Source organism: Promicromonospora sp. MS192 (genome assembly GCF_049532985.1).
GTDB lineage: Bacteria > Actinomycetota > Actinomycetes > Actinomycetales > Cellulomonadaceae > Promicromonospora.
This window is the reverse complement of record NZ_CP186693.1, coordinates 5,895,663-5,909,699: the sequence shown is the minus strand read 5'-3', so window position 1 is coordinate 5,909,699 and position 14,037 is coordinate 5,895,663. Positions and strand designations below refer to the sequence as shown.

Below are 14,037 nucleotides of genomic sequence, written 5' to 3'. Positions count from 1 at the left end.
CCTTCTGCGTGGGTCAGAAGGGCGAATATCCCGCACTCAACGGTGGTCAGTACAGGCTGATGGCCAGGCGCTTGCGGGCCTTGCTCACGCGCGGGTCCGTGGTGCCGGCCACCTCGAAGAGCTCCAGCAGGCGGACCCGGATCTTCTCCTTGCCATCGGCGTCGGCGCCCGGGAGCAGGTCCAGCAGGCGGGCGAACGCGTCGTCGACCTTGCCGCCCAGCATGTCCATGTCGGCGACGGCGAGCGCCGCGTCGACGTCGGCCGGGGCGTCCGCCGCGGCCTTCCGGACCGCTGCGAGGTCGGCGTCGTGGGTGCGCTGCATGAGGTGCACCTGCGCCAGGCCCGCGGTCGCGTCGGTGTCCTTCGGGTCCTGCCGGAGCGCCTTCTCGTAGGCGGCCGCCGCGGCACCGAGGTCGTCACGCTCGATGGCGTCGTACGCCTCCTGGTGCAGGGGCGGCAGCGGCTTCTCCGGCTCGGGCTCCGGCTCGCCGTTCGCGGCCGCCGCACCGGGCGCCCGGCCGGTGACGCCGTTCTGCTCGGCGGCGGCCAGCACCTGGTCCAGCACGCCGCGGATCTGCTGCTCGTCGGCGGCGCCCTGGAACAGCGGCAGGGGCTGCCCCTGCAGCACCGCGACGACCGTGGGCACGCCCTGCACCTGGAACGCCGCGGCGACCTGCGGGGACGCCTGCGCGTCGACGCGGCCGAGCAGGAACCGGCCGCCGTACTCCTGCGCGAGGCGGCCGAGCGTCGCACCGAGGTCGGCGTTCGCCTGGTCCGTCGGGATCCACAGCAGGATCACCACCGGGTAGGTGGCCGAGTCGCGGACGAGCTGCTCGAAGTTCGCCTCGCTCACGTCCACGACGAAGCCGCCGGCTTCGGGCGCACCGCCGGGCTCGCCGGGCGGCGGCGCCTGGGGACGGTTGAGGGCGGACAGGTCGACCGCGCCGCGCACCGCGAACTCGGGCTGCGCGCTCCGGGCGGGACCGGGCTGAGGGGTGGCACTGCTCATGGGCGCAATCCTAATGAACGGCGCGCGACTCACCCGCCGACTCCGCTCTGGGCGATCACTCGCCGGTCACCCCGGCGCGCCGGCAGCCCGGGGCGGGCTGTCCGGGACCGGGCGGTCCGGCACAGCCGACGCCCGGAGGTCAGCCTCCCGAGACGGCGTAGGGCACGCGGTGGAAGCCGAGCAGGCTCACCGTGGCGGCCGATCCGGCCGGCGGCACGTACCACGCCACGGTGTAGTGGTAGGAGGTCTTCAGGACGTCGTTCCCGGCGCCGCCGCCCCACAGCGCGGCGGCCGACGACGAGACGGGTGCGAGCTGCCAGCCTTCCTCGGCCCGGAGCGTCTCCTGACCCCGGAGCGCGGCCAGCACCATGGCGCCGCCGTCGACGGTCCGGACCGCCTTGACCGCGCCCTCGACCGGCTCGAACGCGGTGCTGAACCGGCCCTCGCCGTCCTGCTCCTCGATCTGGGCGACCTGCTCGCGGCCGTCTTCGCGCAGCCGCTGCCGAAGTGCGTCGTCCGCGGCGAAGGTGCCCGCGTGCTTCGACCGGTCCCCGACCGTCAGCACGGACGCGTACTGGCCTGCCACGACGCCGGGCGGCACCAGGAGGCTCGTGTCGTCCGCCGGGACGGTGGCGCTGCCGAAGCCTGGCTCGGCGAACCGCGGCATGGTCACCAGGGACGCCAGCTGGACGTAGGCCCACAGCTTGTACTGGTCGCGGGCGCCGGCCTGCTCGAAGGCCATGAGCACGGGCGTCGTCCGGGCGTCGGGCTGCTCCGTGACGGCGAAGCTGCTGCGGGGCCACCCCTGGTCCGAGGGCAGGATCACCTGCTGCATCTGCATCGACAGGTCGGTCAGGCCGCGGGGATCGTCGGCCGCGTCGGCGACCTTCAGCTCGGCCTCGCGCATCGTGAGCGCGGGTCCGGTCAGGCGCGAGCCCAGCGGGGCGCCACCCTGCCCGGCGCCCTCCAGGACGGTCGCGACGCTCTGGAGGATCTCGCGTTCCTGCGGCTCGCTGACCACGGCCGCGACCACCGGCGCCTCGGGTTCCGGGACGGGCGGCTCGGCCGAGCAGCCGGCGAGCAACGCCACCGTCGTACCGATCCCCATCAGGGCGATGACTGCCCGCGAACGTGCTCCGGAACGCAGCAAGGGTGGCCTCCGTGGATTCACGGGGGCCACCCTAGCGGCGGGTGCCGAGACGGTCAGCCGTTCGAGACCGACATCGGCACGTGCTCGTAACCGACCAGGCTGATCTGGTCGTCCGAGCCCTTCGGCGGCACGTACATCGCCACCATGTCCTGGTAGTTCACCTCGACGACGTTGGTCACGTCGGCGTCGCCCCACAGGGCCTGGGTGGTCTTGGTCGGCGGGCCGATCTCGCAGCCCTCCTCCTTCGCGGTGATGGTCTCCTTGCTGATCATCGCCGCCATGACGAGCGCGCCGCCGTCCGCCGTGCGGACGGACTTGACCGGGTCCTTCGTGGGCTCGTACGCGACCTCGAAGGCGCCCTTGCACTCCTCCTTGTTGATCGCGTCGACCTGCAGCTTGCCGTAGTCCCGGAAGAACTGGCGCAGGTCGTCGTCCGCGAAGTTGCCCGCGTACTTGGAGTCCTTGTCGACGGTGAGCACCGACGCGTACTGCTTGATCGCGTCCGTCGGCGTCGTCTTGAGGCTCTCGTCGTCCGCCGCGACCGCGGCGCTGCCCAGGTCCGCCTCCGCGAAACGCGGCATGGTGACGCCCGGCAGCAGGCGGACCCAGCCCCACAGCTTGTACTGGTCGCGGGCGCTCGCCTGCTCGAAGGTCATGAGCACGGGGGTGGTCAGGTCCTTGGGCTGCACCGTGATGGCGAAGCTGTTGCGCGGCCACTCCTGGTCGGACGGCAGGATCACCTGCTGCATCTGCATCGACAGGTCCGTGAGCGGTTCCTGGTCCTTGCGGGCCGCGGCCACCTTGAGCTGCGTCTCGCGGATGTCGAGCGCCGGACCGGACAGGCGGCCGGCGAGGTCCTCGGCCTGGCTGGACTTGGTCACCTTCTCGACGACACCCGCCACCTTGTCCAGGATCTCGCGCTCCTGCGCCTGCGTGACGACGGCCGCGGCGACCGGCGCCTCCGGCTTCGGGGTGGGCAGCTCCTCGGCGCAGCCGGTGAGCAGGCCGGCGACGGCGAGGGTCGCGACCACGGCCGCGGATCGGGTTCGTACCTTGTGCGTGCGGCTGGTCGTGCGGCTCATCGGTTGCCTCCGTCGTCGGACCCGGTGACTCCCCAGGTCTGGCGCCATGCGGCAGCACGGCTGTTCGGTGTCTGCTGTTCCTCGGGCTCGGGCTCGGGCTCCGGCGCGGCCGCGGGCACGGCGGGCATCGCACCCGTCGCCGCCCGGCGCTGCGCCTGCTCCCGCATGCGCATCTCACGCCGCGTCATCGGCCGGCCCGACGCCGTCTGCTCGGTCGCCTCGGGCGCCGCGGGGGCCTGCTCCGGGGCGACGCCGCCGAGCGACGCGGGCTGGACCGGCGCCGCAGCGGGAGCGCTGCCCGGCTGTGCCCGCCGGCTGCGCCGCAGGCCGCGGATCGAGGCGGCCGGCGCCGCGACGGGCTCGGGTGCCGGCTCCGGCGCGGGCGGCGGCGTGATCGGCGCTGCTCCCCCGGCCCCGCCGAACGGGGCGGGCGGACCCCAGGCCGGGGCCGGTTCGGGCTCGGGCTGCGGTGCGGCGGGCTCCGGCGCGCCACGCCCCGGCCGGAGCCGGCGCGCCGGCGAGAACCCGGCCGCACCGCTCCCGACCGGCTCCGGGGCAGCGGGCGGGAACGTCGCCGTGTGCTCCTGCGCCGGTTCTCCCGAGGCGGGCGGGAAGACGCTGGTGCCACCGGCGGCGGGATCGGGCTGCGCGGGCGGGAATCCACCCGGCTCGGCGCCGTGCGTGCCCGGCTGCTCGCCGTCCACGCCGAAGACGTCGCGGCGCGGCAGGTCGGAGTCGGGCGTGCGGGTACGGACCGTCGAGGGCGTCCGGCCCTTGCTCGCCTTCTTGCTCTTGCTCTTGCCACCCTTGCCGCGGCGCGCGCCGATGGCCATGAAGACGCCCAGGATCAGGGCGAAGCCACCGCCGAGCACGCCGGGCCACAGGTACGGGGTGGTCACCGGACGCGGCCAGGTCAGCTCGAGCGTCGGTGCCACGGCGTCCTTGCCGACGCCGGCCGCCAGCAGCACGACGCGGCCCGGCTCCTCGGTCCAGCGCATCGAGACGGTGGTCTCGCCGCTCACCTCGGACAGCCACATGTCCGACCCGGCGGGGTCGGGGCCGGTGCTCGGCTCCTCGTCGGCCGGGGCCTCGGACTCGCCGTCCGCCGCCTCGTCGGTGGCGGGGCCGGTGCCCGGGACGACGCTCAGCGTCTCCCAGGACGACAGGCCGGTCACCGAGTCGTAGGGGTCGGTGCCGACCCAGCCGAGCACGTCGACGTCGGACCCGAGCGCGAGCGTGACCTTCTGTCCTTCGGGCACGGTGGCCCGCACGGTCACCTGGTCGTCGACGAGCCCCAGCACACCGGGCTCCGTCACGACCATGGTTCCGTCACCGCTGGGGGTCGCGGTCGCGACGACGGTGTCGGACTCGCGCAGGACGGTCGCCGTCGCGACCCCGTAACCGATCCCGCCGAGGCCGGCGAGGATCAGGAGAGTCGCCAGAAAGCGTTGCACCACCGATTCCCTTCGAATTTTGGGCGCGTGCCCGTCGATCAGGTGGGTGATCCAGCATAAGGACCGATCACGGACGACTGTCCAATGACGGTCGTGCTTGTGCGGTTCGGCCGGGATCCTCACCCTTCCTTCACCGGGGCGACGGAACCACCAGGTCGCGACCGGGGCCGCGCGGGCCGCCGTGAGTATTCCATGCAATCCGTACATTGCATCCGGTAGTGGTGTATCCACATCAGCACAACACACGTATCCTGGGCGCCGGACGGGCCGTAACGAACGGCGTCCCACAGGGGGGAGCCTGACCCGCGCCTCACCAAGTCCCGACACTGGAGGTCTGCACCGTGTCCGACGAGCGCTCGCTCTTTCCGACTGCCATGCGCGGGTACGACCGCGACCAGGTGCACGCGCACCTGGACCGGCTGAACCATGCCCTCGAAGAGGCACGTCGACAGGTCGAGGCCTCCGACAGCCGCGCCATGCAGCTCACGCAGGACCTCAACGACGCCAAGCGCAACCTCCGCGAGACCGAGAAGCCGTCGTACGCCGGCCTCGGCTCGCGGATCGAGCTGCTGCTTCGCTCCGCGGAGGACCAGTCGACCGACATCATCAACCAGGCCAACCAGCAGGCCGCGGACATCATGGCACGGGCGAAGCTGTCCGGCGGGCAGGTGCGGTCGCGCGCCGAGTCCGAGGTCGCCGAGATGCTCGCCAGCGCCCGCCGCGAGGCCGAGGAGATCCGCACCACGACGGCCGCCGAGGCCGAGGGCCACCTGCTCGCCGCGCAGCGCCGGGCCGAGGAGCTCGTGGGTTCCGCCGAGCGCGAGTCCGCGCAGATCGCCAGCGCGATCAGCGCCGAGGAGAGCGAGCGCCGCGCCAGCCTGGAGCGCGAGCTCGGCACCCTGCGCTCGACCGTGGAGCGCGAGACCACCGAGCTGCGTGTGAACACGGAGCGCGAGACCGCCGCGCTGCGCGCCAAGGTCAACGCCGAGACCACCGAGCAGCGCGAGACCGCCGAGCGCGACTCGTCCGCCATGCTGGCGAGCGCCCGGGCCGAGGCCGAGCAGATCCTCTCGGAGGCGCGCCGCCAGGCCGCCGAGGCGTCCAACGCCGTCACCACCGAGATGGAGGACCTGCGCGAGCAGGCGCGTGCGGCGCTCGCCCAGGCGGAGCTCGACATCGCGACCCGCAAGGAGGCCGTGGAGAAGGAGCTCGCCGAGCGGCACGAGACGGCCAAGGCCGAGACGGCGAAGCTCGTCGCGACGGCCGAGGAGCACGCCGCCGAGGCGGAGAAGCGCGTGGCCGTGGCGCTGGAGCAGGCGGAGAAGATCCGCTCGGAGTCCGACGTCTACGTCAAGGACCTCGTGGCCGACGCCCGCAAGTCCGCCGACCGGATCGTCGCGGAGGCCCGCGAGTTCGCGGAGCAGACCATCGACGACGCCCGCGCCGAGGCCGAGTCCAGCCGGTCCGCCGCGCAGCACCAGCTCGAGGACCTCACGCGTCAGCACGACTCGATCAACTCCTACCTGGACGAGCTGCGTGGCATGCTCGGCACGCCGGGCGACGCCGCTCCGGCCAAGCCCGCACTGCCGGCCAAGCCGAAGGGTCTGTCCGGGGCCACCCCGGCGCAGCAGGCACGGTTCGCGGTCGTCGGCGACGGCACCGAGGCCGAGCCCGAGGTCTCGACCGACACCGGGTCCATGCCGGCCTCGATCCCGCCGAGCAACCCGACGCCGGTGCCCGTCGGCAACGCCACCGTCGTGATCCCGTCGGTCAAGGGCACGAAGGCCAGCACGAAGGCCGGCCAGAGCGCGGCCGACTCGGCCTCGTCCCCCGCCGAGAGCGAGGACGCCGAGGAGCCGGTGGCCGAGAAGGCCGGCGCCTCCAGCTGACGCCCGTCCCGTACGACGAACGGCGGCCCTCCCGTGCGGGAGGGCCGCCGTTCGTCGTACGGACACTCAGTGGTGGTGGTGGGCGACCACCTGGTTGTGCAGCAGGGCCAGGGCCGCGGCGACCGCCTGCGGGTCCTCGACCACGCTCATGTGGCCGACGCCGGGCACCACGGTGAGGGCGGCGTCGCCCGTGGTGGCCCCCGAGGGGGAACCGGCCGCGGCCCGCACCATGTGCTCGGCCTCGGCGAGCGGTGTGATCGTGTCCTCGGTGCCCACCACCACCGCGACCGGCGCGTCGAAGCGTTCGAGCACCGCCGTCCGGTCGGGACGCGCCGCCATCGCGCGCTGGGCCCAGGCGACCCCTGCCGGGGACTGCGCCCGGATCCACGAGTCGAGCACGGGGAAGAGCTGCCGGCGGTGCTCGGTCGTCGTGGTGCCGACCAGGGCGGCGGGCATGCCGAGCACGGCGTCCACGGTCTGGCTGTCGTCCGCCGCGGCGGCGATCCGGAGCCGCTTGGCTCGGGCCTCGTCGGTGTCCGCGGTGGACTTGGTGCCGACCAGGCCGAGTCCGGCCACGAACCCCGGGTGCCGTTCGGCCAGCGCGAGAGCCACGTACCCGCCCATGGAGTGCCCGACGACGACGGCGTTGCCCTCGCCCTGCTCGACCATGGTCCGGTAGACGCAGTCCGCGGCGTGCTCGATGCTCGGGGCGTACCCGTCGAGGTCGCTGTGCCCTGCGCCCGGCAGGTCCACGCCGATCGCCCGCGTGCCGGGCGGCAGGTGCTGCGCGCAGGTGGCCCACATGCGGTGGTCGAGAGGGAAGCCGTGCAGCAGCACGAGCGGAAGGCCCCCGCCCTCGTGCAGCGGATAGGTCGCCAGGGTTCCGTGGGATGAGGTCATCGTCGTCCTCCTGTGGTCGTTGCTGCCATGGTGCGTCGACGCCGCCCGGTACGCGCGCTCAGGACGTGCCCAGCGGTCCGTCCCAGTGCGTGGGCAGCGGGAGCGGGTGGCCGGGCAGCACGTGGGCGACGATCTCGTTCAGCACGCGCGCGACGGCGGGCTCGCCGACCCACAGGTGCTTCGCCCCGTCGACACCGATCACCTCGGCCTGCGGCACCCGCGCGAAGCGGCGGCGCGCCTCCTCGGGCCGGAGGTAGTCGTCGAGCTCCGGCACCAGGACCACGAGCGGCTTGCCGAACGCGGCCCAGCGGTCCAGGTCCTCGTCCGTCGCGCGGTGCAGTGGCGGGGACAGCAGGATCGCGCCCTCGACGGCGGGGTCGGCGCCGTGCTTGAGCACCAGCTCCGTGCCGAACGACCAGCCGACCAGCCACGGCCGGGGCAGGCCGCGGAACTCGGCCAGCTCGATGGCGGCGGCGACGTCGTACCGTTCGGCGTCGCCGCCGTCGAAGGCGCCCTCGCTCGTCCCGCGCGGCGAGGAGGTGCCCCGGGTGTTGAACCGCAGAACCGCGAGGTCGGCCAGCGCGGGCAGGCGCCAGGCCGCCTTGCGGTACACGTGGGAGTCCATGAAGCCGCCGTGGGTGGGCAGCGGGTGGAACGTCAGCAGGGTGGCGGCGGGCTCGGCGTCCGCGGGCAGGGCGAGCTCGCCGACCAGGGTGAGGCCGTCGGCGGTGTGCAGCTCGACGTCCTCGCGCTGCGCGGGCAGCACGGTGAGCGAACGGATCTGGTGGGCCGCGGGCTTGGCTTCGGAAGTCATCGGTCCCATTCTCTCCCCCTCGGCCCGCACGTCCGACGAGCGCGCGTCACCGCAGGTTCGCGCGGCGCTGCCAGCAGCTCGTGTGCCAGTGCCGGCGGGCGTCCAGGCCGGCGTCGGGGCCGCCGAACCCGTCGGTCCGCCACGCGACCACGTGCGCCGTCCCCGGGGTGACCTCCTGGCGGCAGGCCGGGCAGACATAGGTCTTGTCGGACGAGCGGATGTGCTGCACCACCCACTCGCCGTCGGCGGCGGACTCGCTGCGGCGGCCGCCCGTCGCGCGGTCCACGTCGAGGGGGACGTGGCCCGCGGCGTACGGACGCTTGCTGGAGCGGCGCTTCGACGGCATGGCATCTATTCTTCCGCAGGGTGGGGCGGATGGCTCGACCCCCGCCCGAACCTGCCCGCAGCCTGAAAGCCTCACTCATCCGAGCCCGCTAGAGTGTGGCGGTCCCCAGCAAGGCGCACACCGACCGAAGGACTACTCGTGAAGCACCGCACCACCGCCGGCCTGGCGGCCGTCGCGCTGGCATCCATCGCCCTCACCGGCTGCGCAAGCGGCGACGACGCCGCGGACGGCGGCGCCGCCTCCGACGGCAACGTCTGCGAGGTGACCCCGGCCGCCGCGCCCTCGCCCGCGCCGAGCCCGTCCGAGGAGGACGTCAAGGCGGTGGAGGGGATCGAGGTCTCCGGCCCCGTCGGCAAGGCCCCGGAGGTCTCGTTCAAGACCCCGCTGGAGGTCAGCACCCCGTCGTCCCGTGTGGTCGACGAGGGCACGGGCGACGAGCTCGCCGAGGGCGCGCAGGCCACCATCGACTACGTGGTCCTGGGTGGCAAGGACGGCAAGCAGACCTACTCCACGTGGGAGACCAAGAAGCCCGAGTCGTTCACGCTGGGCGACCCGCAGTACGACCTGCTCAACGACCGCCTGATCGGCCAGAAGGTCGGCGCGCGCATCGCCATGGCGAGCACCGCGATGGACCAGACCGTCCAGGTCACCGTCGTCGAGGTCTCCGGCGTCAAGGACATCCCGACCCGCGCCGAGGGCACCGCCGTCGAGCCCGAGGCGGGCCTGCCCACCGTCGAGCTCGCCGACGACGGCCAGCCGACCGTCACCATCCCCGAGGGCTACGAGGCGCCGACCGACCTGGTCGTGCAGCCCCTGGTCCAGGGCGACGGCGCCGAGGTCACCAAGGACCAGACCGTCACCGTGCAGTACGCGGGCTGCCTGCTCGACGGCACGTCGTTCGACTCCTCGTGGAGCCGCGGCACGCCGACGTCGTTCCCGCTCAACGGCGTGATCCCCGGCTGGACCAACGGGATCGCCGGCCAGAAGGTGGGCAGCCAGGTGCTGCTCGTCGTCCCGGCGGACCAGGGTTACGGCGACCAGGAGAACGGCGCCATCCCGGCGAACTCGACGCTGGTCTTCGTCGTCGACATCCTCGAGGCCAAGGCGGCCTGACCCGACGGCCGCTCCGTCGCGGCGCCCTCGCGTCACCGGGCACTGCCTCGTGACGTGAGACGTGCCGCACGCGGCGTGCGCATCCTCGCTGGTCAACACCGAGACGTGGCGGGCACCCGAACCGGGTGCCCGCCACGTCACGTAGGGTCGTCCCATGACGTCGACTGAACTGCCCGCCCCCGAGCCCGTGACGCCGCCGGAGCGCGAGGTGCTCACCTGGGAGACCTTCCCCGACGCGGTCCGCGACCTGGCCCACCAGGTGGTGGACAGCGGATTCGTGCCGGACGTGGTGATCGCCGTGGCGCGCGGCGGCCTGGTACCCGGCGGTGCGATGGCGTACGCGCTCGGCACCAAGGGTGTCGGCACGCTGAACATCGAGTTCTACACCGACATCGGCAAGACGCTCGACGACCCGCGCGTGCTGCCGCCCCTCATGGACACCTCCGACCTCCCCGGCGCGAAGGTCCTGGTGGTCGACGACGTCGCCGACTCCGGCCGCACCCTGGCGCTGGTCATGGACCTCCTGGCCAAGCAGGGCGCCGAGGCCCGCTCGGCCGTGCTGTTCACCAAGCCGCGCACGATCATCCAGCCCGACTACTCGTGGAAGGACACCGATCTGTGGATCACCTTCCCGTGGTCCGCCGAGCCGCCCGTGACGGGCGCGCGGTCGATCGAGGCGTGACGGGCGTGGCCGGCCCCGCCGGGGTCGGCCACCTCCGTGACACGAGGCGCCGACCGGCGGCATGAACCGCCAGGCTCACCAGGACGGTGAGGAGGACTGCGAGGGCCAGACCGGAGGCGACGTCGTGCACGTAGTGGACGCCCGCGGCCACACGGGCCCCGGCGACGGCCAGTGCGAGCGGTACGACCGCGGGCCACAGACGCGGCGCCACCAGCAGGCAGGCGACCGCGAGCGCCCCCGCGATCGTCGCGTGGTTGCTGGGCCAGGACCAGTCTCCCGGCACGGGACAGTCCAGCACGGTGGCGACGTCGACCGTGCGGCACGGTCGCTCCTCTGCGACGAGGACCTTCACCGCCTCGCTCGTCGCGTATGCGGTGACGGTGCCGGCTCCGGCGGCGGCGAGCAGCCAGAAGGCGGGCCGGTCGCGGCGCCAGGTGACGAGCGCGAGGCAGGCCGTGACTCCGACGAGGAGCAGCAGCCCCTTGTCTGCGACAAGGCCCGCGAGGCCGGCGAGAGGTGAGGCGGCAGTCGCACCGGCGACGACCTCGAAGAGACGTTCGCGTGCGGGCCAGGTCAGCGTGGCGACGGCGGCCAGCACCAGGAAGGTGCCCAGCGAGAAGGGCAGCACGGACCACGGGACCGGACCTGGGACCGACACCGCGGAGCGGGCCGGGGCATGGCGTGTTGTGGACATGCCGAGAACGCTAGGAATCGGCGGCGCCGTGCGGATCTGGCCTGGGTCAGGAACCAGCTATGACCTTGGTGGTAGTGGGCCGGCCCGAAGATCAGACCGGGGCCGGAGGCGGAGGATGCGGGGCGTCGGCGACGATGGTGCGGTGACCCACGAGCCCTGGACGCGCGACGTCGAGCACTCCCCCGCGCACCTGCCCGTGCGGCGCCTCGCCCTGCTCGTCGCGGCGGCAGCCTTCGCCGCGCTGCTGGTCCTCGCCGGGGTGAGTCCCTGGTGGATGGTCCCGCTGGCCGCGGTCGCCGCCCTCCTCGGGCTGCTGCGCGGCGGGGGACGGCTGGGGGTCGTGGCCATGGCTGTCGGGGCCGCCGCGGGCGCAGGCGCCGTGCTGGCCGGGTGGGCCGACCTCCGTGACGCGCTGGTCGCCACGGCCCGTGGCGTCGTGACCGGTGTGCTCCCGTGGGCGGTGGCCCTGGCATGGCGCGCACGCCGGAACGCCGAGGCCGACGCGGCGTTGGCCCTCGTCCGCGAGCAGGACACGGAACGGCTGCGCGCCGAGACCGACCTCGCCCGGCAACGCCTGCAGCTCGCCGAGAGCCTGCACGACGACCTCGGGCACGCGCTCAGCCTGGTTGCCGTCAACCTGGGCCGGCTGGAGCTGGAGCTGGAGCGTGGCACGAGCGCCCCTCGGCCGTCGGGTGCTGCCGGCCCGGCCACCTCCGTGCAGGAGTCGGTCTCGCTCGCGCGGCGTCAGGTCTCCGATGCCGTCGCCCGGCTGGGCGCGTCCGTCCAGACGCTGCGCACGGGGCGGGCCGACGCGCGACCTTCGCCGGGCGGGCAGGCCGACGTGGAGGCGCTCGTGCAGGAGGCGCGCCGGGCCGGCGCCGACGTCGTGCTCACCGCGCCGCCCGGCGACGATCTCGTCTCGGCCTACGGCCCGGCGGTGACCCGTGTGGTCCGGGAAGGGCTGACCAATGCCCTCAGGCACGCCCCGGGCCGGCCGGTCCGGGTCACGCTGGTACCCCGGGCGTCGCAGGCCTCCCCCGCGCCCGGCGAGCCGGAGGCGGCGGCACGTCGGCTCGTCGTGACCGTGAGCAACCCGCTGCCGCCGTCCACCGGCCCGGTCGAGCGCGATCACGAACGAGCGGCGTCCGACGGCGGCACCGGGCTCCGTTCGCTCGCCGAGCAGGTGCGCAGGACCGGTGGATCTTTCGAGGCCGGCCCCCGGTCGGGCGCCTATGTGCTGACCGCCGAGCTGCACCCCGTGCCGGAGGGGCGGTCGTCCGGCGGCGTGCCTGAGGACGGCGCGCGGCCGACAGGCCACGAGCCCAGCCCCCGAGCCAGGTCGCCGCGGGACGCCCGCGCGGTCACCGACGGCCTGGCCCGCGCCCGGCGGCGAGGCGGAGCGCTGCTGCTGGCCGCAGTGCTGGTGCCGTCGGCCGCACTGGTGGCGGTCGCGACAGCGATCCAGCTCGCGGACAACCTCGACGCCCGGCGTGCGATGCTCGGCCCGGCGGCGTTCGCCAGGATCGACGTCGGCGACGCCCGGGCCGACGTCCAGCCGCTGTTGCCTGGTACGACCCTCGATCCGCCTCCCGGTGCCGACCCGGCCTGCGACTACTACGCCGTGACCGCCGACCCGCTCGACGATGCGTCGGGTGACGCCTATCGGATCTGCTGGGCGGAGCACCACGTCACGTCGGCCGACGTCGTGGTCGGAGTCGCGCGGTGAGTGCGGCACCCCGGACCGCACCGCTCCGGGTCCTCCTCGCTGACGACGAGCCCCTGGTGCGCGCAGGCCTCGCCGGAATCCTCGGGACCGATGACTCGGTCCGTGTCGTCGCGGAGGTTTCCTCCGGCGAGGAGACGCTGGCGGCTGTCCGGGCGAACCGTCCGGACGTCGTGCTCCTGGACGTCCGCATGGGGCCGATGAGCGGTCTGGACACTCTGGCGGAGATCCGGCGCACCACCGGCTCTCCGTCGTGCCTCATGGTCACCACGTTCGGTGAGGACGAGTACGTCGCCGAGGCGATCCGGCTGGGCGCCGACGGGTTCGTGCTGAAGTCCGGCGACCCCCGCGAACTGCTGCTCGCAGTACACGCGGCTGCGGAGGGCGGCGCCTACTTCTCCCCGGCGGTCTCGCGTCGCCTGCTGCAGACCGGTATGGGCACCCGTTTCATCGCACGGCAGCATGCCCGGGAGCGCTTCGAGCGGCTGACGCCGCGTGAGCAGGAGGTCCTGGCTCTGGTCGGTGACGGTCTCTCGAACGCCGAGATCGCTCGGCGGCTCCACCTCGCCGAGGGCACCGTGAAGGTGCACGTCACCTCGATCCTGCGGACCACCGGTGCGCGGAACCGGGTGGAGGCGGCACTCATCGCGGCCCAGGCCGCCGCCTGGTAGCGGCGGCCCTGCAGCCGGGTCAGTACGCGTACCGGCGCACCCGCTCCGGGTGGATGACGACGCGCAGCAGCTCCCCGGCCAGGATCGAGGCGAGGTCGCGGGCCCGGTCCCGGTCGTCGAGGTCCCAGTACCGCGCGGCCAGGCGGGAGGCGAGGTCGTGCGCGCCGTCGGCCTCGACGGTGGCCGGGCCGGCGACGGACACCCACCGTTCGCGCTCCCCCACGGGGGCCGCGACGACCAGCGAGGCGCGCGGGTCGCGCGCCAGGCGTCGCACCTTCACCGAGCCCGCCTCGGTGAAGAGCTGGACGGTGCCCTCGGCGGTGGCCTCGAACCACACCGGCCGGGGTTCCGGCGGCTCCGCCGCACCGGCCACGGACAGGAAGCCGTACAGCGGGCGCCCGAGGAACTCGAGGTCGGCGGCGGTCAGCGGGCTGGTCTCTGCGCTCATGCGCACGATTCAACGGCACACCCCCGGCCGATTCAACCACGCCCGGGCTCGCCTGCCCCGCC

At 73.9% G+C, this 14,037-nt stretch carries 14 protein-coding genes; 5 read left to right on the top strand and 9 right to left on the bottom strand.

Annotation, left to right across the window (positions count from 1 at the left end; genetic code table 11):
• Nucleotides 1–46 precede the first annotated feature (46 nt).
• The 4 genes from ACO229_RS26405 to ACO229_RS26390 form a co-directional block, all read right to left on the bottom strand.
• Nucleotides 47–1,009 carry a tetratricopeptide repeat protein gene (locus ACO229_RS26405; protein WP_397415079.1) on the bottom strand — a complete coding sequence of 321 codons (963 nt, stop codon included), beginning with the start codon at nucleotides 1,007–1,009 and terminating at the stop codon, nucleotides 47–49.
• 139 nt (nucleotides 1,010–1,148) lie between these two features.
• Nucleotides 1,149–2,117, bottom strand: coding sequence for a hypothetical protein (locus ACO229_RS26400; protein ID WP_423463256.1), 969 nt, complete (start codon nucleotides 2,115–2,117; stop codon nucleotides 1,149–1,151).
• 95 nt (nucleotides 2,118–2,212) lie between these two features.
• Entirely contained in the window at nucleotides 2,213–3,241 is a 1,029-nt protein-coding gene (locus tag ACO229_RS26395; protein WP_423463255.1) for a hypothetical protein, read from the bottom strand.
• Nucleotides 3,238–4,695 carry a hypothetical protein gene (locus ACO229_RS26390; protein ID WP_423463254.1) on the bottom strand — a complete coding sequence of 486 codons (1,458 nt, stop codon included), beginning with the start codon at nucleotides 4,693–4,695 and terminating at the stop codon, nucleotides 3,238–3,240. The genes ACO229_RS26395 and ACO229_RS26390 overlap by 4 nt, the downstream gene beginning before the upstream one ends.
• A gap of 341 nt (nucleotides 4,696–5,036) precedes the next feature.
• Between ACO229_RS26390 and ACO229_RS26385 the strand changes: the two genes are divergently transcribed.
• Complete coding sequence (locus ACO229_RS26385) at nucleotides 5,037–6,584, top strand: DivIVA domain-containing protein (protein WP_397415070.1); 1,548 nt, start codon at nucleotides 5,037–5,039, stop codon at nucleotides 6,582–6,584.
• 66 nt (nucleotides 6,585–6,650) lie between these two features.
• On the opposite strand, the gene ACO229_RS26380 is transcribed toward ACO229_RS26385, so the two are convergent.
• The 3 genes from ACO229_RS26380 to ACO229_RS26370 are packed head-to-tail and all read right to left on the bottom strand — an operon-like array spanning nucleotide 6,651 to nucleotide 8,644.
• Complete coding sequence (locus tag ACO229_RS26380; RefSeq protein WP_397415067.1) at nucleotides 6,651–7,484, bottom strand: alpha/beta fold hydrolase; 834 nt, start codon at nucleotides 7,482–7,484, stop codon at nucleotides 6,651–6,653.
• Nucleotides 7,485–7,542: 58 nt separating this feature from the next.
• Entirely contained in the window at nucleotides 7,543–8,307 is a 765-nt protein-coding gene (locus ACO229_RS26375) for an alpha/beta hydrolase (RefSeq protein WP_423463253.1), read from the bottom strand.
• A gap of 37 nt (nucleotides 8,308–8,344) precedes the next feature.
• Entirely contained in the window at nucleotides 8,345–8,644 is a 300-nt protein-coding gene (locus tag ACO229_RS26370; protein WP_397415062.1) for a hypothetical protein, read from the bottom strand.
• A 138-nt stretch (nucleotides 8,645–8,782) separates the two neighbouring features.
• On the opposite strand from ACO229_RS26370, the gene ACO229_RS26365 reads away from it, so the two are divergent.
• The gene (locus ACO229_RS26365; RefSeq protein WP_397415060.1) at nucleotides 8,783–9,757 is read left to right on the top strand and encodes an FKBP-type peptidyl-prolyl cis-trans isomerase; all 975 of its coding nucleotides are present in this window, start codon (nucleotides 8,783–8,785) and stop codon (nucleotides 9,755–9,757) included.
• A 154-nt stretch (nucleotides 9,758–9,911) separates the two neighbouring features.
• Nucleotides 9,912–10,439, top strand: coding sequence for a phosphoribosyltransferase (locus ACO229_RS26360; RefSeq protein WP_397415058.1), 528 nt, complete (start codon nucleotides 9,912–9,914; stop codon nucleotides 10,437–10,439).
• Here the strand turns inward: ACO229_RS26360 and ACO229_RS26355 are convergent.
• Complete coding sequence (locus tag ACO229_RS26355; RefSeq protein WP_423463252.1) at nucleotides 10,381–11,133, bottom strand: phosphatase PAP2 family protein; 753 nt, start codon at nucleotides 11,131–11,133, stop codon at nucleotides 10,381–10,383. The two genes, ACO229_RS26360 and ACO229_RS26355, sit on opposite strands and share 59 nt — an antisense overlap.
• A 142-nt stretch (nucleotides 11,134–11,275) precedes the next feature.
• Between ACO229_RS26355 and ACO229_RS26350 the strand changes: the two genes are divergently transcribed.
• Both ACO229_RS26350 and ACO229_RS26345 read left to right on the top strand, forming a co-directional pair.
• Complete coding sequence (locus ACO229_RS26350) at nucleotides 11,276–12,859, top strand: sensor histidine kinase (protein WP_423463251.1); 1,584 nt, start codon at nucleotides 11,276–11,278, stop codon at nucleotides 12,857–12,859.
• The gene (locus ACO229_RS26345) at nucleotides 12,856–13,527 is read left to right on the top strand and encodes a response regulator (protein ID WP_397432873.1); all 672 of its coding nucleotides are present in this window, start codon (nucleotides 12,856–12,858) and stop codon (nucleotides 13,525–13,527) included. The genes ACO229_RS26350 and ACO229_RS26345 overlap by 4 nt, the downstream gene beginning before the upstream one ends.
• Nucleotides 13,528–13,546: 19 nt before the next feature.
• Here ACO229_RS26345 and ACO229_RS26340 read toward each other — a convergent pair whose 3' ends face one another.
• Entirely contained in the window at nucleotides 13,547–13,975 is a 429-nt protein-coding gene (locus tag ACO229_RS26340; RefSeq protein WP_423463250.1) for a pyridoxamine 5'-phosphate oxidase family protein, read from the bottom strand.
• Nucleotides 13,976–14,037 lie beyond the last annotated feature (62 nt).